The sequence below is a fragment of the Dietzia sp. IN118 genome (assembly GCF_032905965.1).
GTDB classification, from domain to species: domain Bacteria; phylum Actinomycetota; class Actinomycetes; order Mycobacteriales; family Mycobacteriaceae; genus Dietzia; species Dietzia kunjamensis.
The window spans coordinates 118,670-134,730 of the sequence record NZ_JAUMSR010000002.1 but is presented as its reverse complement, the minus strand read 5'-3'; the positions used below and the strand labels follow the sequence as shown (position 1 = coordinate 134,730).

The 16,061-nt window shown below is 71.4% G+C and carries 19 protein-coding genes; 11 read left to right on the top strand and 8 right to left on the bottom strand.

The window, feature by feature from the left end:
* Positions 1-38 precede the first annotated feature (38 nt).
* The 3 genes from Q2K20_RS16165 to Q2K20_RS16155 all read left to right on the top strand — a co-directional run bounded on the left by Q2K20_RS16165 (position 39) and on the right by Q2K20_RS16155 (position 2,417).
* Complete coding sequence (locus tag Q2K20_RS16165; RefSeq protein WP_069389855.1) at positions 39-572, top strand: MarR family winged helix-turn-helix transcriptional regulator; 534 nt, start codon at positions 39-41, stop codon at positions 570-572.
* A gap of 9 nt (positions 573-581) precedes the next feature.
* The gene (locus tag Q2K20_RS16160; RefSeq protein WP_119192315.1) at positions 582-1,256 is read left to right on the top strand and encodes an SDR family oxidoreductase; all 675 of its coding nucleotides are present in this window, start codon (positions 582-584) and stop codon (positions 1,254-1,256) included.
* A 72-nt stretch (positions 1,257-1,328) separates the two neighbouring features.
* Entirely contained in the window at positions 1,329-2,417 is a 1,089-nt protein-coding gene (locus Q2K20_RS16155) for a 2-dehydropantoate 2-reductase (RefSeq protein ID WP_096906378.1), read from the top strand.
* 57 nt (positions 2,418-2,474) lie between these two features.
* Here Q2K20_RS16155 and Q2K20_RS16150 read toward each other — a convergent pair whose 3' ends face one another.
* Positions 2,475-2,756 (bottom strand): Lrp/AsnC family transcriptional regulator, encoded by a 282-nt coding sequence (locus tag Q2K20_RS16150; protein ID WP_067720093.1) that lies wholly within the window; start codon positions 2,754-2,756, stop codon positions 2,475-2,477.
* 38 nt (positions 2,757-2,794) lie between these two features.
* Between Q2K20_RS16150 and Q2K20_RS16145 the strand changes: the two genes are divergently transcribed.
* Positions 2,795-3,484 (top strand): AIM24 family protein, encoded by a 690-nt coding sequence (locus tag Q2K20_RS16145; protein ID WP_096906379.1) that lies wholly within the window; start codon positions 2,795-2,797, stop codon positions 3,482-3,484.
* Between the two features lie 49 nt (positions 3,485-3,533).
* On the opposite strand, the gene Q2K20_RS16140 is transcribed toward Q2K20_RS16145, so the two are convergent.
* On the bottom strand, positions 3,534-3,908 hold the full coding sequence (locus Q2K20_RS16140) for an SgcJ/EcaC family oxidoreductase (RefSeq protein WP_119192317.1): 375 nt from the start codon (positions 3,906-3,908) through the stop codon (positions 3,534-3,536).
* A gap of 180 nt (positions 3,909-4,088) precedes the next feature.
* Here Q2K20_RS16140 and Q2K20_RS16135 point away from each other — a divergent pair, with 180 nt between their 5' ends.
* Positions 4,089-5,519, top strand: a complete 1,431-nt coding sequence (locus Q2K20_RS16135) for a sugar porter family MFS transporter (RefSeq protein ID WP_268098962.1) — start codon at positions 4,089-4,091, stop codon at positions 5,517-5,519.
* A gap of 189 nt (positions 5,520-5,708) precedes the next feature.
* Here Q2K20_RS16135 and Q2K20_RS16130 read toward each other — a convergent pair whose 3' ends face one another.
* The gene (locus Q2K20_RS16130) at positions 5,709-6,317 is read right to left on the bottom strand and encodes a GyrI-like domain-containing protein (protein ID WP_132063487.1); all 609 of its coding nucleotides are present in this window, start codon (positions 6,315-6,317) and stop codon (positions 5,709-5,711) included.
* 187 nt (positions 6,318-6,504) lie between these two features.
* On the opposite strand from Q2K20_RS16130, the gene Q2K20_RS16125 reads away from it, so the two are divergent.
* Both Q2K20_RS16125 and Q2K20_RS16120 read left to right on the top strand, forming a co-directional pair.
* On the top strand, positions 6,505-6,687 hold the full coding sequence (locus tag Q2K20_RS16125) for a hypothetical protein (RefSeq protein ID WP_069389860.1): 183 nt from the start codon (positions 6,505-6,507) through the stop codon (positions 6,685-6,687).
* On the top strand, positions 6,684-7,571 hold the full coding sequence (locus tag Q2K20_RS16120; RefSeq protein WP_096906383.1) for a hydrolase: 888 nt from the start codon (positions 6,684-6,686) through the stop codon (positions 7,569-7,571). The genes Q2K20_RS16125 and Q2K20_RS16120 overlap by 4 nt, the downstream gene beginning before the upstream one ends.
* A 7-nt stretch (positions 7,572-7,578) precedes the next feature.
* On the opposite strand, the gene Q2K20_RS16115 is transcribed toward Q2K20_RS16120, so the two are convergent.
* From Q2K20_RS16115 to Q2K20_RS16105, 3 genes are all read right to left on the bottom strand, one after another.
* Complete coding sequence (locus Q2K20_RS16115) at positions 7,579-7,980, bottom strand: ArsR/SmtB family transcription factor (RefSeq protein ID WP_254050548.1); 402 nt, start codon at positions 7,978-7,980, stop codon at positions 7,579-7,581.
* Positions 7,977-8,465, bottom strand: coding sequence for an SRPBCC domain-containing protein (locus tag Q2K20_RS16110; RefSeq protein ID WP_096906384.1), 489 nt, complete (start codon positions 8,463-8,465; stop codon positions 7,977-7,979). Before Q2K20_RS16110 ends, Q2K20_RS16115 begins: the two co-directional genes overlap by 4 nt.
* 149 nt (positions 8,466-8,614) lie before the next feature.
* Positions 8,615-9,589 (bottom strand): SDR family NAD(P)-dependent oxidoreductase, encoded by a 975-nt coding sequence (locus tag Q2K20_RS16105; RefSeq protein ID WP_096907403.1) that lies wholly within the window; start codon positions 9,587-9,589, stop codon positions 8,615-8,617.
* 160 nt (positions 9,590-9,749) lie between these two features.
* Here Q2K20_RS16105 and Q2K20_RS16100 point away from each other — a divergent pair, with 160 nt between their 5' ends.
* The 3 genes from Q2K20_RS16100 to Q2K20_RS16090 all read left to right on the top strand — a co-directional run bounded on the left by Q2K20_RS16100 (position 9,750) and on the right by Q2K20_RS16090 (position 13,059).
* Complete coding sequence (locus tag Q2K20_RS16100; RefSeq protein WP_096906385.1) at positions 9,750-10,964, top strand: lipase family protein; 1,215 nt, start codon at positions 9,750-9,752, stop codon at positions 10,962-10,964.
* 278 nt (positions 10,965-11,242) lie between these two features.
* Positions 11,243-12,112: an alpha/beta fold hydrolase gene (locus Q2K20_RS16095; RefSeq protein WP_120285743.1), complete on the top strand. Its 870-nt coding sequence runs from the start codon at positions 11,243-11,245 to the stop codon at positions 12,110-12,112.
* An 89-nt stretch (positions 12,113-12,201) separates the two neighbouring features.
* Positions 12,202-13,059, top strand: a complete 858-nt coding sequence (locus tag Q2K20_RS16090) for a hypothetical protein (RefSeq protein ID WP_268092859.1) — start codon at positions 12,202-12,204, stop codon at positions 13,057-13,059.
* A 23-nt stretch (positions 13,060-13,082) separates the two neighbouring features.
* On the opposite strand, the gene Q2K20_RS16085 is transcribed toward Q2K20_RS16090, so the two are convergent.
* Positions 13,083-13,805 carry a methyltransferase domain-containing protein gene (locus Q2K20_RS16085; RefSeq protein WP_268092858.1) on the bottom strand — a complete coding sequence of 241 codons (723 nt, stop codon included), beginning with the start codon at positions 13,803-13,805 and terminating at the stop codon, positions 13,083-13,085.
* A gap of 397 nt (positions 13,806-14,202) precedes the next feature.
* Here Q2K20_RS16085 and Q2K20_RS16080 point away from each other — a divergent pair, with 397 nt between their 5' ends.
* A complete protein-coding gene (locus Q2K20_RS16080; protein ID WP_317176960.1) occupies positions 14,203-15,558 on the top strand; it encodes a lipase family protein in 1,356 nt (451 codons plus the stop codon).
* Positions 15,559-15,604: 46 nt separating this feature from the next.
* Here Q2K20_RS16080 and Q2K20_RS16075 read toward each other — a convergent pair whose 3' ends face one another.
* A complete protein-coding gene (locus Q2K20_RS16075; RefSeq protein WP_159149007.1) occupies positions 15,605-16,039 on the bottom strand; it encodes a nuclear transport factor 2 family protein in 435 nt (144 codons plus the stop codon).
* Positions 16,040-16,061: the final 22 nt, after the last annotated feature.

The window sequence follows — 16,061 nt, the reverse complement described above, 5'->3', positions numbered from 1 at the left end:
GCTTCCGGGGCGGAAGCCGGTGTCGAGGGAGCAGGGTCATGGAGACGACGACGAGCGATCCGGCGATACGGGAAGGTGAGCCCGGGCGGGGACTCGCCGAGAAGTTCCGACCCATCCTGTTGCGCCTGGACCTGCTTGTCCGCCGGCAGAGCACCCAGTACGCGCTGAGTCGCGCGCAGACCTCGATCCTGCACACCCTGGCCTGCCACGGGAGGCTGCGGATGTCGGACCTCGCCCGACTCGAGAACGTCCGCGTACCGACCACCAGCAATTCGGTGAGCGTCATCGAGGCCATGGGGTACGTCGAGCGCGAACCCGACGCCTCCGACCGACGCGGGGTCTGTGTCCGCCTCACCGACCTCGGTCGGGCCCGCATCGAACAGGTCCTCGCCGATCGTGACCGGGACTTCGCCGAGCGGATGTCCTATCTGAGCCCCGAACACCGCGATCTGCTCTCCTCGGCGGTGCCCGCCCTCACCGCCCTCCTCGACGCCTTCGACGGCGATGTCGACGCCCTTCCCGACTCTCAGCAGTCCGACCCGCAGCACTCCGACGCCCCCCGGTCCGTCTAGCCTCGGGGCATGAGCACGGTTCTCGTCACCGGCGCCTCCCGCGGGATCGGGGCGGCGACCGCCCGCACGCTGTCCGCCCACCACGACCTGGTCCTCGTGGGCAGGGACGTCGATGCGCTGCAGGCCGTGGCCGCTGATTGCCGCTCAGCCCGGGTGGTGGAGGCCGACCTCACCACCGGCGACGGGGTCGCGCGCGCCGCCCGCGACATCAGCACCCTCGACGGCCTCGTCCACTGCGCCGGCGTCGCCGAACTCGGCCGGATCGACGAGTCCGAGGCCGGCCAGTGGCGCCGGGCGTTCGAGGTCAACGTGCTGGCCGTCGTCGAGCTGACCCGGGCACTGCTCCCGGCGCTGCGCGCGGCACGGGGCCACCTCGTCGTCGTCAACTCCGGCGCGGGGACCACCGCCAAACCGGGCTGGGGCTCCTACAGCGCCTCCAAGTTCGCCCTCCGCGCCGTCACCGACACCCTTCGCGGCGAGGAACCCGACCTGCGCGTCACGTCCATCCACCCCGGCCGCGTGGACACCGACATGCAGCGCGCGATCGTCGCCGCCGAGGGGCGCGACTACGACCCGGGCGCCTTCCTCCGCCCGGACTCGGTGGCCACCGCCGTCCGGCAGGCGTTGGGGTCCACTCCGGATACGCACCCCACCGAGGTCGTCCTGCGGCCGCGCCCGCACTGATTCCCCCGTCCGGCGGACAGGTACGTCGAACGGCTCCCCCGCCGGCGCGCGTGTCGTATCCTCTGCACCACCATGACCAGCCCGAACCCTCCTCTTCGGATCACCGTGATCGGCGCGGGCGTGATCGGCTGCTACCTGGGCGGCCGGCTCGCCCGCCACGCCGACGTGACCCTGGTCGGGCGCCCCCACGTGCTCGACCCGATCCGGGCGGTGGGACTGACCGTCGAGTCCGGAGACGGCGAGGACGCCCGGCTCCACATCCCCGCCGACGCCCTCACCCTGGCCACCGGGCCCGAGAGCGTCCGCCGCTCGGACGTCGTGCTGGTGTGCACCAAGGCCGGACAGACGGCCGCCGCCACCGCCGAGTTCTCTCCCTACCTTCGGCCGGACACGCTGGTCGTGGGCCTGCAGAACGGTCTGCACTCGGCGGACCTCATCCGGGAACTGGTCGACAGGACCACGGTGATCCCCGGCGTCATACCGTTCAATGTCGCGCGCACCGGACCCGCCACCTATCGGCGGACCTCCACCGGGGTGATCCGGCTCGCCGAACACCCCATGGCCGTCCCGCTGATCCGCACCATGGCGGCGGCCGAGCTGCCGGTGAGGCCCACCGACGACATCCAGGCGGTCCTCCACGGCAAGGTCCTGCTCAACCTCAACAACGCCGTCCAGGCGCTGTCCGGACTCCCGCTGCGCACGGAGCTGCTGGACCGGGACCTGCGGCGCTGTGTCGCCCTGTGTCAGGCGGAGGCCAACCGCGTGTTCACCGCGGCCGGGGTGGTGCCGCGGGTGCCGCTGGCCATCCCCGCCGGCGCCCTCCCGGTGGTGATGCGGCTGCCCAACCCGCTGTTCCGCCGCCTCGCCCGGGCCGCGGTCCGCGTCGACGCGGACGGCACCTCGTCCATGACGGACGATCTCGTGCGCGGCCGGCCCACCGAGGTCGAGTACCTGCAGGGCAAGGTCGTGAAGATGGCCGGTCAGCTCGGACTGGGGGCTCCGGCCTGCGCGCGGATGGTGGAGCTGGTGCACGAGGCCGAGGCGGCCGGCGAGGACCGGCGGCAATGGACCGGCAGGGAGCTCCTCACCGAGCTTCAGCGGGCCCGACGCCGGGCCCGCCGCCTGGCCCGGATACAGCAGATGACCGGCCAGCCGACCTGACTCCCGGTCCCCGTAGCCGGTGCGGCCCCCGTAGCCGGTTCGGTCCCCGTACCCGGTTCAGTCCTCGTACCCGATCGAGAACGCGGCCTCGAGATCGTGCTTGGACTGGGTGCGGAACGCGATGTGGGTCTCGGTGTCCACCACGCCGGGGACCTTGTTGAGGCGGTCCGAGACAATGTCGGCGATCTCGTCGTTGCGCCGGGCCCGCACCAGCACGATGAGGTCGATGGTGCCGGTGACCGAGTAGACCTCGGAGACTCCGTCGATATCGGCGATGGCCCCGGCGACCTCGGGGATCCGCGCCGTCTCGGCGTGGACGAAGACGATTGCGGTGATCATGACCCCAAGGCTAGTGGAGCGGGCGTACCGTTCGCGCCATGATCCACGGGGACCTCTTCCAGTCGGCGCGCGAGACGGAGACGAACCGCCCGTTCGCCCTCCAGAACTCCAAGATGCTCAAGGTGACGCTCGCCGACCAGCCGATCCTCGCGCGGACCGGATCGATGGTCGCCTACCAGGGGCAGGTCGGGTTCGAGAACGTCGGCAGCGGCGGGATCGGCAGGATGTTCAAGGCGGCGGCGACGGGGGAGGGTGTGCCCCTCATGCGCTGCACCGGGCGGGGTGAGCTGTTCCTCGCCGACCAGGCCTCCGAGGTCCAGGTCCTCTACCTGGAGGACGACATGATCTCGGTCAACGGTGCGAGCGTGCTGGCGTTCTCCGAGGGGATCGCGTGGGACATCCACCGCATCGCCGCCAAGGGCGCCGTGATGACCGGCGGGTTGTTCAACGTCTCCCTGCGGGGGACCGGGTTCGTGGCGGTGACCACCAAGGGCCAGCCGGTCGCGCTCGACGTGACCTCCGCGCCGACGTTCGCCGATCCCCAGGCCGTGGTCCTGTGGACCGCCGGCGTGACGATGGACATCCGGGTGGACACGGGCGGGGTGAAGTCCCTGCTCCGGGGCGGGTCCGGGGAGACGTTCCAGTTGGCGTTCGGCGGCGCGGGACTGGTAGTCGTGCAGCCGTCGGAGAACGTGCCCCAGGGGGCCGGGAGCCAGGGCGGCGCGTAGTCCGCGCGCCCCGGCGACCCCGGCCGGCGCGGGGTTCAGGGGCGCGGGGTCAGCGCATGTTCTCCGGGGTCCAGTAGGCGCGCATCGAGGTGACTTTGCCCTGCTCGTCGTGGGTCATGAGGTCCCACACGTTGATGGTGGCCTTGGAGTCCGCGTCGAAGTGCGTGGTGATCTCGAAGTTGAACAGCAGGTCGTTTCCGCATACGCGGGCCTCGAGCACCTCGCCCTCGATCTTCATCGCCACGACGCTGGCGTAGAACTCGCGGATGGCGGCCTTGCCCTCGTGGACGGTGCCGTTGCCCACCGGGTCCTCGACGGTGGCGCCCTCGGCGTAGAGGTTCATCACGGCCTCGAGGTCGCCCGCGGTCAGTGCCGCGATGTAGGAGTCGGCGGTGGAACGGATCTGGTCGGGTGAGGCGCTCAAGGCGGTGGCCCTTTCGGTGACGACGACGAGGTGACCCCGAGCCTAGAACGTGTTCTCGTCCCGCGGGGGCGGGCCGGGCGGAACAACGGTTTCCTTTATCGCTTGCGTCACTTGCACCGCGTGCCTACGCTCCCTTCACCACCTGGAGCAGGTGCGTCGGACAACAGAGCGGGGTACGTCATGTCCACGCAGCAGACCTCACCCACACCCGCCGAGGAGGAGACGTTCAACACCGGCCGGGTGGTGCTCATCTCCCTGGTCGCAGCGTTGGGCGGCTTCCTGTTCGGCTTCGACACCGCGGTGATCAACGGTGCCGTGGACGCCGTGCAGGAGACCTTCGAGATGAACGCCGGGCTGACCGGCTTCGCCGTGTCCTCCGCCCTGCTCGGGTGCATGGTCGGCGCTTACGTCGCCGGTCGTCTGGCCGACCACTGGGGTCGCACCCGCGTGATGATCCTCGCGTCGGTGCTGTTCACCGCGAGCGCCCTGGGGACCGGGTTCGCCTTCGGCCCCGTCGACCTCATCATCTGGCGGCTGGTCGGCGGGCTCGGGGTGGGCGCGGCGTCCGTCATCGCACCGGCCTACATCGCCGAGGTCGCCCCACCGGCGATCCGCGGTCGGCTGGGATCGCTGCAGCAGCTCGCGATCGTCTCCGGCATCTTCGTCGCACTGCTCTCCGACGCCTGGCTGGCCGGCATCGCGGGCGGCGCGATCGAGGAACTGTGGTTCGGCGCCGAGGCGTGGCGGTGGATGTTCTGGGCGGAGGTGATCCCCGCCGTGACCTACGGCGTGCTCGCGCTCACCATCCCGGAATCACCGCGCTACCTGGTGGGCAAGGGCATGGTCGACCGGGCTCGCGAGGTCCTCCGCTCCATTCAGCAGGGCGGTGTCGACTCCCGGATCAGGGAGATCCGCGCGACGGTCCGCGACGACCGCAAGCGTTCGTGGCGCGACCTCGTCAAGCCGGGCGGGGTCAATTTGCTGCCCATCGTGTGGATCGGCATCGTCCTGTCGGTCTTCCAGCAGGCCGTGGGCATCAACGTGATCTTCTACTACTCCACCTCGCTCTGGCAGTCGGTCGGCTTCACCGAGTCCGACGCGCTCACCCAGACGGTCATCACGTCCGTGACGAACATCGTGGTGACGATCGTGGCGATCGCGCTCATCGACAAGATCGGCCGCCGCAAGCTCCTCATCACCGGGTCCGTGGGCATGACGATCTCGCTGGCCGTGATGGCGGCGATGTTCAGCACCGCCACCATGGGCCCGGGGCCGGACGGCGAGCTCGCCCCGCAGCTCGCCGACACGCAGGGCCTGATCGCGCTTATCGCCGCGAACGGGTTCGTCGTGTTCTTCGGCATGTCGTGGGGCCCGGCCGTGTGGGTGCTGCTCGGCGAGATGTTCAACAACCGCATCCGCTCCGCGGCCCTCGGCCTGGCGGCCGCCGCGCAGTGGCTGGCGAACTTCGCCGTGTCCACCGCGTTCCCGCCGATGGCCGAGTTCAGCCTGACGTTCACCTATGGCTTCTACGCGGTCTCCGCGCTGCTGTCGCTGCTGTTCGTGGCGAAGTTCATCCCGGAGACAAACGGTCGGTCGCTGGAGGACATGTAGCGGCGCGGCCTACCCTGCCGCCCGGCCCGTCGCCCGCAGCGACGGCGCTGGGCGGCGATGGCCTGTGAGCGCTCGCCGAGAAGAGGAATTCGCGCACTGCTTCTCGAGAGATACAGGCGAAATCCTCTGCTCGGCGACGGGCGACGGGCGGCGGGCGGCGGGCGGCGGGCGACGGGCGATGAACCCGGGTCAGGCGGCGTCGTCCGGGGTGGGGGCGGGGCAGAACAGGTCGGTCCGCAGGGTGGCTGGATCCATGTCCGGGCTCGGCTCGGTCACGTAGACCTCCCAGAACGGGCTGCCCGGCGCGCGCCCCATCGCGCCGATCGCGCCCATGAACTCGCCCCAGGCCTGCCCGAGCCCGTCGTAGGAGCCGAGATGACTGGTCACCGCCACGTCCCCGGCCGGGAGCTCGGACGCGATGACCTGCATCCCGTCGATCTCGGACGGCTCGTCGGGGTGCAGCTCGGCCAGCGGTCGCGCCAGGGGGAACCCGATCTCCAGGTCCGCGGCGGGTTCGGGTTCCTCGGTGGTGCGCGTGTAGAGCGCGAACGCCGGCCCGGCCGGGGTGACGCCGGCGGCGAACAGGGCAGGAAAGGCCGTGCCGAAGGCCGAATCGAAGAACCCGGCGATCGTGGCCATGGGCACGCCGGTGGCGCGGACGACGGCGGTCGGCACGGCCGGTGCGCGCAGCAGCCGCACCCCCTCCACCGGCTCGGGCCCGAGGTCGGGGTACCCGGGCGGCGGGTCGGCCGGCGCGGCGTCGCGTGGGTCGTGGGACGGGGAGGATGACGACGACATGGTGTGCCCTCTCGCTGCGGCGGCGGTCTGTCCAGTGTGCGCCGCGGACGCGCACCGGGGAAGACCCGCCGGGCAGCCGGGACCGTCGCGCGTCGGTCATCGGTGGTCGTCGGTCTCCTGTCGACGGCGGGGGCCACCGGCCTGTCGGTCGGATGCGACCCGGGCGTACGGCAGGAACAATCGTGGCATGCCCCACTACCGCCTCCACACCCCCGACCAGACGATCGACCTCGGCGACTTCGACAACGCCCAGGAGGCACTTGAGTCCGCCGTCTCCAGCCAGTCCGAGAAGATCCCCGTCGACGGGTCGCTCGAGCTGCAGATAGGCGACGACTGGCATGCCGTCGACATCGAGGGGGACATGCCGTGAGCCCCGGTCGCGGTGCGGACGCGGGCGGCGCACCCGTGGGCTCGGTGACCCAGTGCGCGACCTGCGGGGTCGAGCGCGCGCAGCCGCTACCGGAGGTGTGCCCGATCTGCGCGGACGAGCGCCAGTACGTGCCGTCCGGTGGGCAGCGGTGGACCGACCCGGAGGAGTCCCGGGCCCGTGGCGCGTCGATCGAGTTCGCCGAGCGCGAGACCGACGTCATCAACCTCGTGCAGATCAACTCCCCCGGCATCGGGCAGAAGCCGGCGCTCATCCGCACCGAGCACGGCAATGTGCTGGTCGAGGCGCCGAACTACATCAGCGACGAGGCGGTCGCCGCGGTGCGCGGGTGGGGCGGCCTCGCCGCGATCATCGCCTCGCATCCGCACATGTACGGGGTGCAATCACTGTGGTCGTCGGCGTTCGACGACTGCCCGGTCTACGTCTCCGCGCCGGACGAGAAGTGGCTGGGCCTGCGGCCGGGCAACACGGTGGTGTGGGGCGGGGGCCACGCCGCGGACCCGGCGGACGGCGGCGAGATCGAGATCGTGCCGGGCGTGCGCGCGTCCCAGCCCGGCGGGCATTTCCCGGGCAGCGTGGTGGTGCACTGGACCGCCCCCGACGGTCGCGGCGTGTTGTTCACCGGTGACACGATCGGTTCGGTCGCGGATCCGGGGTGGGTGACCTTCATGCGCTCGTTCCCCAACTGGATGCCGCTGTCCGGCGCCGTCGTCCGCCGGATCGCCGACCACGTCTCGCGTTACGACTTCGACCGCATCTACAGCAACTTCGGGGGCTGCGTGCCGCAGGACGCCCGCGGTGCCGTCCAGCGCTCGGCGGAACGCTACGCCGCCTGGGTTGACGGCGAGTTCGACCACCTCACCTGACCGGCGGTCACTCAGCGGGCTCGGCGCGCTCGGCGTGTTCGGCGTGTTCCGCGTGCTCCTTGACCAGGGCGAGCCTGCGATCCCAACCCCGGGACACCGCGCCGAGCAGATCGGAGATCTCGCGGATCCGATCGGGCCGGACCGCATGAACCTGCCGTCGCTGCTGTGGGCTCGCGATGACGAGCCCGGAGTCCACCAGTATTCGCAGGTGTTTGGCCACCGCCTGCCTGCTGATCCCGAGGTCGGCGGCCACCGCGCCGGCGTCGTCCGGCCGATCGGCCAACCGGACGAGGATGCGGCGGCGGGTCCGGTCGGCGAGAGCGGCGAAGACGCCGTCCGCCTCGGGCGCGAGCAGGTCCGACAGCCCCTCCCCCTCGGCCGCGCGGGAGTCGGTGGGGGCGTCGCTCACGCCCGATCCTCCGCCCGGCGCCGGGCGAGGTCGAGTTCGGTCGCCCACCCGGCGGAGTTATCCTCGAACCGCTGGCGGCGCACCACTGCGTCGCTGCTCAGGCCGGCGAATCCGGTCTCCCGCACCGTGAGCACCACGCCGGAACCCTGCGGCTCGACCGTGAACTCGATCGTGTTGGACGGGAACTCGTCGACGCTGCCGACCTGCCCGCCCAGCCAGCGGAACACCGCCCGGCGGGGCGGGTCCAGCTCGACGGTGCGGATGCTGAACTCGCCGTGCACCGGGTCCACCACGCGCGAGACGTCCCCCTCGGTGGTGATCTCGTGCTCGGTCCACTCGCCGTCGTTGATGAACCACCCCGGTTCCGAGATGATGCCCCACACGGTCTGCGCCTCGGCGTCGATGCGGATGCTGCGGACGATCTCGTCCGGCACGTCGTCGGTCGTAGCGGCGGGGCTGGTTCCGGCCGTTCGGTTCTCGCTCATCGGGCTTCCTTCCCTCACGGTGCGTTCCGCTCGGTGGATGCTGGGTCGCGGGGTGCACCTGTGCTTCCAAGTTGGCACGCGCAGAGCCGTAGTGCAACCCCTCGGTTGCACTAACCCTCGGACGAGCCCGCGGGCTGCCCGCGGCGGCCTCAGTCCGTCGCCGTCTCCGCCGCGGCGAACTCCCAGAAGCGCTCCGCGATCGCCGGGTCCGACGCCTCGGCGCTGCGGCCGATGAGCGTCGGCATCCCCCGCAGGTGCCGCATCGCGTCCGGCCCGGTGTAGCTGCACGGCGGCAGCGGACGGGTCGCGGCGAACATCGTCGTGAGCGCGGCCTGCGCGGCGGGCTGGGCGAAGATCGAACAGACGCCGGTCACCACCCGGTCGATCGCCGCGTTGCCGGTGGCGTTCGAGATCCCCGTGGCCGCCCAGCCGGGGTGGGTGAGCTGCACGTCCACCCCCGCCGCCGCCGCCTCGGCCCTCCCGTCCCGCAGCCGCTGGTCCAGCGCCAGGCCCCACAGCATGTCGCCGAACTTGGACTGGGCGTAGGCCGCGGCGGGGGTCCACCGTCGACGGCGACAATGCGGGTCATCGACATCGAAGGATCCACTCTTGTGCGCGTTGGACGCGACGATCACCACCCGTCGCCGCACCAGCGGCAACAGCAGGTTCGTCAGCAGGAACGGGCCCAGCACGTTGACGCCGAGAAGCATCTCGAACCCGTCGGCGGTCTCGCACCGGCGCGGGCTTATGGCGCCGGCGTTGTTGACCAGCACGTCGATCTGCTCGACCTCCCCGTCGGCTTTCTCGCCGGCCACCCTGCCGATCTGCCCGCCGATCTGCCCGCCGACCCGCCCTTCCGCGTCGCCACCACCGACGCCGGTCAGCTCGCCCGCCGCCCGACGGACGCTCTCGAGCGAGGCGAGGTCGACCTCCACCACCCGGGTTTCACCGGGCAACCGCGCCGCCACCTGCCGCCCGCGCTCGGTGTCACGGACGGCGAGGATCACCCGCGCTCCCGCCCGGGACGCCGCCCTGGCCGTCTCCAACCCGACCCCGCTCGTCGCGCCGGTGATGAGCCAGGTCTGTCCGGCGAGGTCAGGGATGTCGATCGTCTCCTCAGGCACCGTCGCAGCCCACGACGCTCCCGCGTGGAATTCGGCCGTCGCCACGGACAGGCCGGCCGTAGCCGCGGGGGCGGATCGGCCGACGGGGCTCCCGCCGAGCTCTCGCCGGGGCATCGTCAACAGCCCCGAAGCGGGGCGAGGAACCGACTACCCTCCGGGTATGAACTCCCTCACTCCTCGGCGCTCCCCGCGGACGCTCACGGTGGCGGCAGCGGCCCTCGTCGTCGTCGCTTCCCTCACCGCTCCGACCGCGAACGCGCAGCCCGCGCCCAACCCCGAGCCCACCTGGTCCGGGCTCGACACCCGCGAATGGAACCTACCCGTCCCCTCCCCCGGCGTCGCCGCGGCGACGGTCCCGCTCGACCCGGCCCTCTCGCTGCCGCAGGCCGGGCGGGCGGTGCGGCAGGCGTACGGGACGGTCGACCAGCACGGCCGCACCGCGATCGCCACGTCCGCCGTGTTCCTCCCGCACGGAACCCCGCCCCCCGGCGGCTGGCCCGTCGTGGCGTGGGCGCACGGCACGACCGGCCTCGGCGACGACTGCGCTCCGTCCACCCAGCCACGCTCCGAGCGCGACGCCGACTACCTCGGCCACTGGCTGGACCGCGGATACGCCGTGGTGGCCGCGGATTACGTGGGACTCGGCACCCCCGGGCTGCTCAGCTACCTCAACGGGCAGGCGGCCGCAAGCGGGATCGTCGACTCGATCACCGCGGCGCGAGCAGACGGACTGCCGCTGTCCGCCAGGTGGGGACTCGTCGGGCAGTCGCAGGGCGCCGGCGCCGCACTCGTCACCGCGACCCGTGCCACCGCACTGGGCGCGCCGGCGGGCCTCGACTACCGGGGCGTCGTGGCGACCGGCGCGCCGGCGAACATAGAGCACTTGTTCCAGTGGGGCGGCCCCGGATTCCCGCCGGTGAACCTCCCGACCGGGCTCAACCTGTACGCGATGTACATCCTCGCCGGGTTCCGCGACCAGCACCCGGAGCTCGACATCAACGGGCTCCTCACACCGCAGGGTCGCGAGATGGTCGACGCCGCCGAGACGCTCTGCTACTCCGCGATGCGGGAGAAGGTCGGCGGCTTCCAGGTTTCGCAGGCGCTGGCGCGGCCACTGCAGGAGATCCCCGACGTCTTCGGACACCTCCGCCGCTACATGGGCACGCCGGCAATGGGCTACGACCGGCCCGTGTTCCTCGGCCAGGGGCTGCTCGACATGGACGTGCCCGCCCCCTCGGCGCTGTCACTGGCTGCGGAGATGTCCCTCAACGCGCAGCCGCTCGAGCTGCACGTCTACCCGGACCGGGACCACAGCGGGACCGTTTACGCCGCCATCCCGGACGCCACCGCGTTCCTCGACCGGGTCATGAGGTGACGCCGGGGTGACGAGCCCGGGGTGGCCAAGCGGTCATCGCCACCCACATCTACACCGACCGTCCATATGTGGCACTTCATAAATGCTGGCCAGCGTCAACGGCGTTAGTGCAGCCGGCGTGACACCCGTCATAATTGTTACCGACTTGTCACCCAGCGCGATTTCAGGTTAGAGTTTCGCCATCGCCGCGCGGGGATGTTTCAGGGACTCCCCGCGCGGCTGACTTAATTTCGGACGACGGTGGGATTCCTAGAACGTGTTCTAGTAGCGTGGGGGGCATGAGCGCCCTCGACTTCGAGTCCACCAGCAAGACCATCACCGCCGGCCGCTTCGAGCTGCACTACCACGAGGCGGGCGAGCAGAGCGTCGCCGAGCCCGAGAGCGCGGTCCCCGTCCTCTTCCTGCACGGATCCGGCCCCGGCGTGACCGCGTGGTCCAACTTCGCCGGCAACTTCCCCGTCTTCGCCGAGCGTTTCCACACCATCCTGCTGGACATGCCGGGATTCGGGAAGAGCTCCGACCTGGAGTGGGAGAAGGCCTACCCGCTCATCGCCGCCGAGGCTATCGACGCGTTCTGCGAGGCCAAGGGCATCGAGAAGGTCGACATCATCGGTAACTCCATGGGCGGCAACGTCGCCTGCGAGACCGCTCTGGCCTACCCGCACCGGGTCCGCAAGATGGCGCTCATGGGCCCCGGCGGCCTGGCTGCTCCCCTGTTCACGCCCGAGCCGAGCGAGGGATCGCGTCGGCTGTTCGAATTCCTCGCGGAGCCGTCCGACAAGGCCATGGCGGCCTGGGTCGACACGATGGTCGGCAACAAGAAGGTCGTGGACGAGGACCTAATCCGCGCCCGAACCGAGGCCGCCACCGCCCCGGGCGCCGTCGAGCGGATGTACTCCGTGTTCGGCTCGATCCTCAAGCCCGAAAACGCCTACACGCCGCTGTACGCCCGCGCCTCGCAGATCCGGCAGGAGACCATGCTCATCTGGGGCCGCGACGACCGCATGCTCCCCTACGAGCAGGCCCACTTCGCCTTCCGCCAGCTCCCGCGCGCCGAGCTCCACGCCTTCTCCCGCTGTGGCCACTGGGCGATGATCGAGCAGAAGGACAAGTTCGAGCGCCTGGTGATCGACTTCCTGCTCAACTGACCCGGCGGCATCGCGGGCTGGGCGGCGGTGCGGGCGCGGTGGCCGGTCGCGGCAGTGCTGCGGCAGGGGCGAGGCGTTAGCCTCGGGCCATGACCGACACGCCGCAGCCCGACCAGCCCGCCGTCGACCCGCAGACCGGCGAGGACCTGTCGTGGAAGCAGACCCCGGTGGCGATCGTCCTGCTCGACCGGCCCGCCCCCGGCCACGACGAGGTCGGTGAACTCCTCACCGAGATCTTCGAGGGGTCGTACGAGGTCGAGCGGGGCACCGACGACGACCCCGCCACCGCCGTCTACGTCGAGGACGCGACGGTCATCGTGTCCGCGGTCGACGCGCCGGTGCCGGAAGCCATCGAGTACACGCGTGACCTGGCCGCCTGGAACGGCGGTGAGGCCGTGGTGGAGTCGCACCGGTCCCAGGTCGTCGTGGCCGCGTTCCGGTGGGGACCGATCGGGGACGACGGCGAGCCGGGCGAACCCGAGTACCTGGACCCCCGGCTCGACACGCTCCGTTGCGAGCTGGCGGTTGCGAACGTCACGGCGGCCCTGACCGCGCTGCCCGGCGCGGTGGCCGTGAGCGTGGGCGGCGCCGCGGCGACCCTGCCGGCCGGCCCGTACCGCGATCTCGTGACGGGCAACCCCGTGCCGGCACCGGCGCTCGTCGGGGTGCGGGCCGGGATGCAGACCGAGACCACCTCGTGCGTCTACACCAGTGGGATGGGCCGATTCGGTCGCATGGACCTCGAGCGACTCGACGTGGACGCTCCGCCCGCGGCCGTCTACGCCGAGATGTGCAACCTCGTGGCCTACTCGCTGGCCACCGGGACGATTTTCCAGCCCGGCCTGACCCTCGAGGTGGGCGGCCCACAGCCGCTCGTCGCCACCGCCGGGGTCTCACCGTTCACCGGGCAGGAGATCCTCCGGTTGGCACCCGCCGACCAACCGTGAACCCCGCCGGCCGGCCGTGAACCCTAGGGGCGCTGGCGGCCGTTCCGCTCGACGACCAACCGCGTGGTGGCGGCCAGCTGGAACGGCCGGATCACCGGCTCGATGCGGCTGATCAGCCGCTCCTTCTTGAGCTTGGCGATCACACAGCGCACCAGTTCCGGCAACGGGTTCCCGGCGTGGTCGACCAGCGGGTAGATCCGCACCTCCGGCGCGACGCGGGCCATCTCCACGATCGCGTCGACATGGTCGGCCAGATCCATGCGGTCGGCGTAGGTGAACAGCAGGTGCGAGCACAGCACCAGGTCGGCCGAGTCGTCGGCGAGAGGGAGCGAGGGAAGAGCCCCGGCCACATACCGCTCGGGGGCGGTGGCCAGGTGGCCCAGCATCCGGTCGGCCGCCGAGCGGCGGATGACCTCGTGCCCCACGACCCCGCCGCGGACGTCCCAGTCATAGTCGAACTCACGCGCGTGCTTCTGCGCCAGGGACCGCTCGACGTCCTCGAGGATCCGGCCGCGGAGGTCGTCCGCGCCGAGCGCGTACTGCGGGTCCACCGCGACGGCGTCGCCACCCGCCGCACAGATCTCGGCCACCGCGCTGGCCGCGCCACCGGGGCAGTCAACGATGCGCCCCTTCAGGTCGGCCTCGTCCAGGCCGAACATATCGGTGTACTCGTCCAGCGACCGTGCACTGACGAGGACGTCGGTGTCCTCGAGCGCGTGGAAGGTGGTGTGGGGACTTGCGGTCACCTGGGGACTCTCCTGAAGTCGGCTGGCCCGGTCCTGTTCCGGGCCGTGGGGTCTGAATCGTTAACCCGGGTTCCGTCGGAGACCGCCTCGCATGGCGGATGCGGCCCGACCGATCCCGGCGGGCCCTCGCATCGTCGGTACTACGCCAAGACGGCGTGGGCGATGCGGGACCACGTCGGTCCGCCTCGCCAGCACATCAGCACGTCTTTGGGCACGCTCTCACCGTAACAGCGGGGTCGGACACCGGCCACCGGGAAGTTCACGGTGTTCAGAAGAGGCTGCCACACGAGGGTCCGGACGGCCGTGAGGTGGACCACACCGGCGACTCGACACGCGTTAGGGTTCTGTCCCATCGGCGTGGGTCCTCTGCCGCGCGGTCTCGACCCCGGGAGCATTCGTGAGAACACCGTCCAGCCGGCGCACATCATCCGGACCGTCCACCGTCGCCGGAGCACTCGCGCTGGGCGTCGCGGTCGCCCTGGCCCCCGCCACGGGCCCGCTCGGCGCACCCGAGGCCGCCGCCCAGGGGTCGTCCACCGCGCCGGATCGCACCGCGTTCTACGTCCCGCCGGCCGAGCTCCCCGCCGACCCGGGCGCGATCATCCGCACCCAGCCGATGACCATCACGCCGAGCCTGCCCGATGTGATGAACGGCGGTGCGCTGCCCGCCGACGCCCAGCGGATCATGTACCGCTCCACCGGCGCCGCGGGCGCTCCGATCGCCGTCACCGGCACGTTCCTGCAGCCCAAGGCGCCCTGGACCGGCCCCGGGCCGCGCCCGCTCGCGGTGGTCACGCCCGGCACGCAGGGGCAGGGCGACCAGTGCGCGGCGTCGCGCTCCATGGAGGTGGGCCTGGGTATCCAGACCGCGCCCCCGTCGATGGCCGCCGGGTACGCGATCATCGACGCGCTCACGATGGTGATGGAAGGCTTCGCCGTCGTCGTCACCGACTACGAGGGGCTCGGCACGCCCGGCCACCACCCGTACGTCAACCGCGACTCCCAGGGCCGGTCGGCCCTCGACGCCGCCCGCGCGGCGGTGCGGCTTCCCGGCACGGACCTCGCGCCCGACTCCAAGACCGTGGTCAGCGGCTACTCGCAGGGCGGTGGCGCCGCCGCCGCGGCCGGGGAGATGCAGCCGGACTACGCACCCGACGTGAACCTGGTCGGCATCGCGGCGGGAGCGCCGCCGTCCGACATGCTCGGCACGCTCGACCGCGTGGACGGCGGCCTGCTCACCGGCGCGGTGGGATACGCGATCAACGGCATCCTGCAGGTCCACCCCGAGTTGCGTCCGGCGTTCGACCGGCATCTCAACGCCGAGGGGCAGCGCATGCTCGAGGTGACCGCCGGGCAGTGCGTCGCCGAGACCGCGTTCGCCTACGGCCTGAAGCGCACGAACGAGTTCACCGTGGACGGCCGCTCGCTCGGCGACGCCGCGCGGTCGGAGCCGGAGATCGTCCGGGTGCTCGAGGGCTACAACCTGGGCAGGGTCGCGCCTGCGGTGCCGGCGCTGGTCATGATCGGCAGGAACGACGACGTCGTGCCGCACCACACGGCCGTGGACCTCGTCCGCGACTGGTGCGAACAGGGCACCACCGTGGAGCTGCGGACGGCCGAGGTGCCGTCGATCGCCCCCGGCCTGGTGATCGACCACGCCATCCCGATGCTCTCCGAGCGGTCCACGAACGCCCGCTACCTCCTGGACCGCGTCCTCGACCGCCCGGCGCCGAGTTCCTGCGGGACCGTCTGAGGCGGCCGGCGCGAACCGGGCCGGGCCGGGGCGGGCCCGCCCCGGCTCAGGGCAGGTTGTGGTGGAACGCCTGCTGCTGGCTGAGGCGGGAAATCCGCCAGCCGTCGCCCGTGCGGACGAAGTCGAGGAGGTACCAGAGCCCGTAGAAGAACACCTGCTGGTCCTTCTCCTCCACCGGCTTCAGCGCCATCGGGTTGAAACACATGCAGCGCCCGGTGGCCGAGTCGCCGTCCAGGCCCACCTCGAGGTTGCCCATGAGGTGCTGTGTGGCGGCGAAGATCGGCAGCATCTCGGCCAGCCAGGCCCGCACCGCCGGGTAGTCGTCCTCCGGGCCGCCGGACGCGGCGTAACTCACGCGGGCGTCCGGCGTGAACACCCGGTCCAACCCGTTGAAGTCGCGCGAATCGATGCAGGTCGCGTACCTGGTCATGAGGTCCTGCAGGTCCCAGCGATCGGATAGTTCGACCAGTGTTCGGCTCATGCTCCCTACGCTAACGTGAGCC

What these genes read in the sequence shown, in the direction of transcription:
- Q2K20_RS16165 (WP_069389855.1), top strand. Translation starts at nt 39, where the DNA reads ATGGAGACGACGACGAGCGATCCGGCGATACGGGAAGGTGAGCCCGGG.
- Q2K20_RS16160 (WP_119192315.1), top strand. Translation starts at nt 582, where the DNA reads ATGAGCACGGTTCTCGTCACCGGCGCCTCCCGCGGGATCGGGGCGGCG.
- Q2K20_RS16155 (WP_096906378.1), top strand. Translation starts at nt 1,329, where the DNA reads ATGACCAGCCCGAACCCTCCTCTTCGGATCACCGTGATCGGCGCGGGC.
- Q2K20_RS16150 (WP_067720093.1), bottom strand. Translation starts at nt 2,756, where the DNA reads ATGATCACCGCAATCGTCTTCGTCCACGCCGAGACGGCGCGGATCCCC.
- Q2K20_RS16145 (WP_096906379.1), top strand. Translation starts at nt 2,795, where the DNA reads ATGATCCACGGGGACCTCTTCCAGTCGGCGCGCGAGACGGAGACGAAC.
- Q2K20_RS16135 (WP_268098962.1), top strand. Translation starts at nt 4,089, where the DNA reads ATGTCCACGCAGCAGACCTCACCCACACCCGCCGAGGAGGAGACGTTC.
- Q2K20_RS16130 (WP_132063487.1), bottom strand. Translation starts at nt 6,317, where the DNA reads ATGTCGTCGTCATCCTCCCCGTCCCACGACCCACGCGACGCCGCGCCG.
- Q2K20_RS16125 (WP_069389860.1), top strand. Translation starts at nt 6,505, where the DNA reads ATGCCCCACTACCGCCTCCACACCCCCGACCAGACGATCGACCTCGGC.
- Q2K20_RS16110 (WP_096906384.1), bottom strand. Translation starts at nt 8,465, where the DNA reads ATGAGCGAGAACCGAACGGCCGGAACCAGCCCCGCCGCTACGACCGAC.
- Q2K20_RS16100 (WP_096906385.1), top strand. Translation starts at nt 9,750, where the DNA reads ATGAACTCCCTCACTCCTCGGCGCTCCCCGCGGACGCTCACGGTGGCG.
- Q2K20_RS16095 (WP_120285743.1), top strand. Translation starts at nt 11,243, where the DNA reads ATGAGCGCCCTCGACTTCGAGTCCACCAGCAAGACCATCACCGCCGGC.
- Q2K20_RS16090 (WP_268092859.1), top strand. Translation starts at nt 12,202, where the DNA reads ATGACCGACACGCCGCAGCCCGACCAGCCCGCCGTCGACCCGCAGACC.
- Q2K20_RS16075 (WP_159149007.1), bottom strand. Translation starts at nt 16,039, where the DNA reads ATGAGCCGAACACTGGTCGAACTATCCGATCGCTGGGACCTGCAGGAC.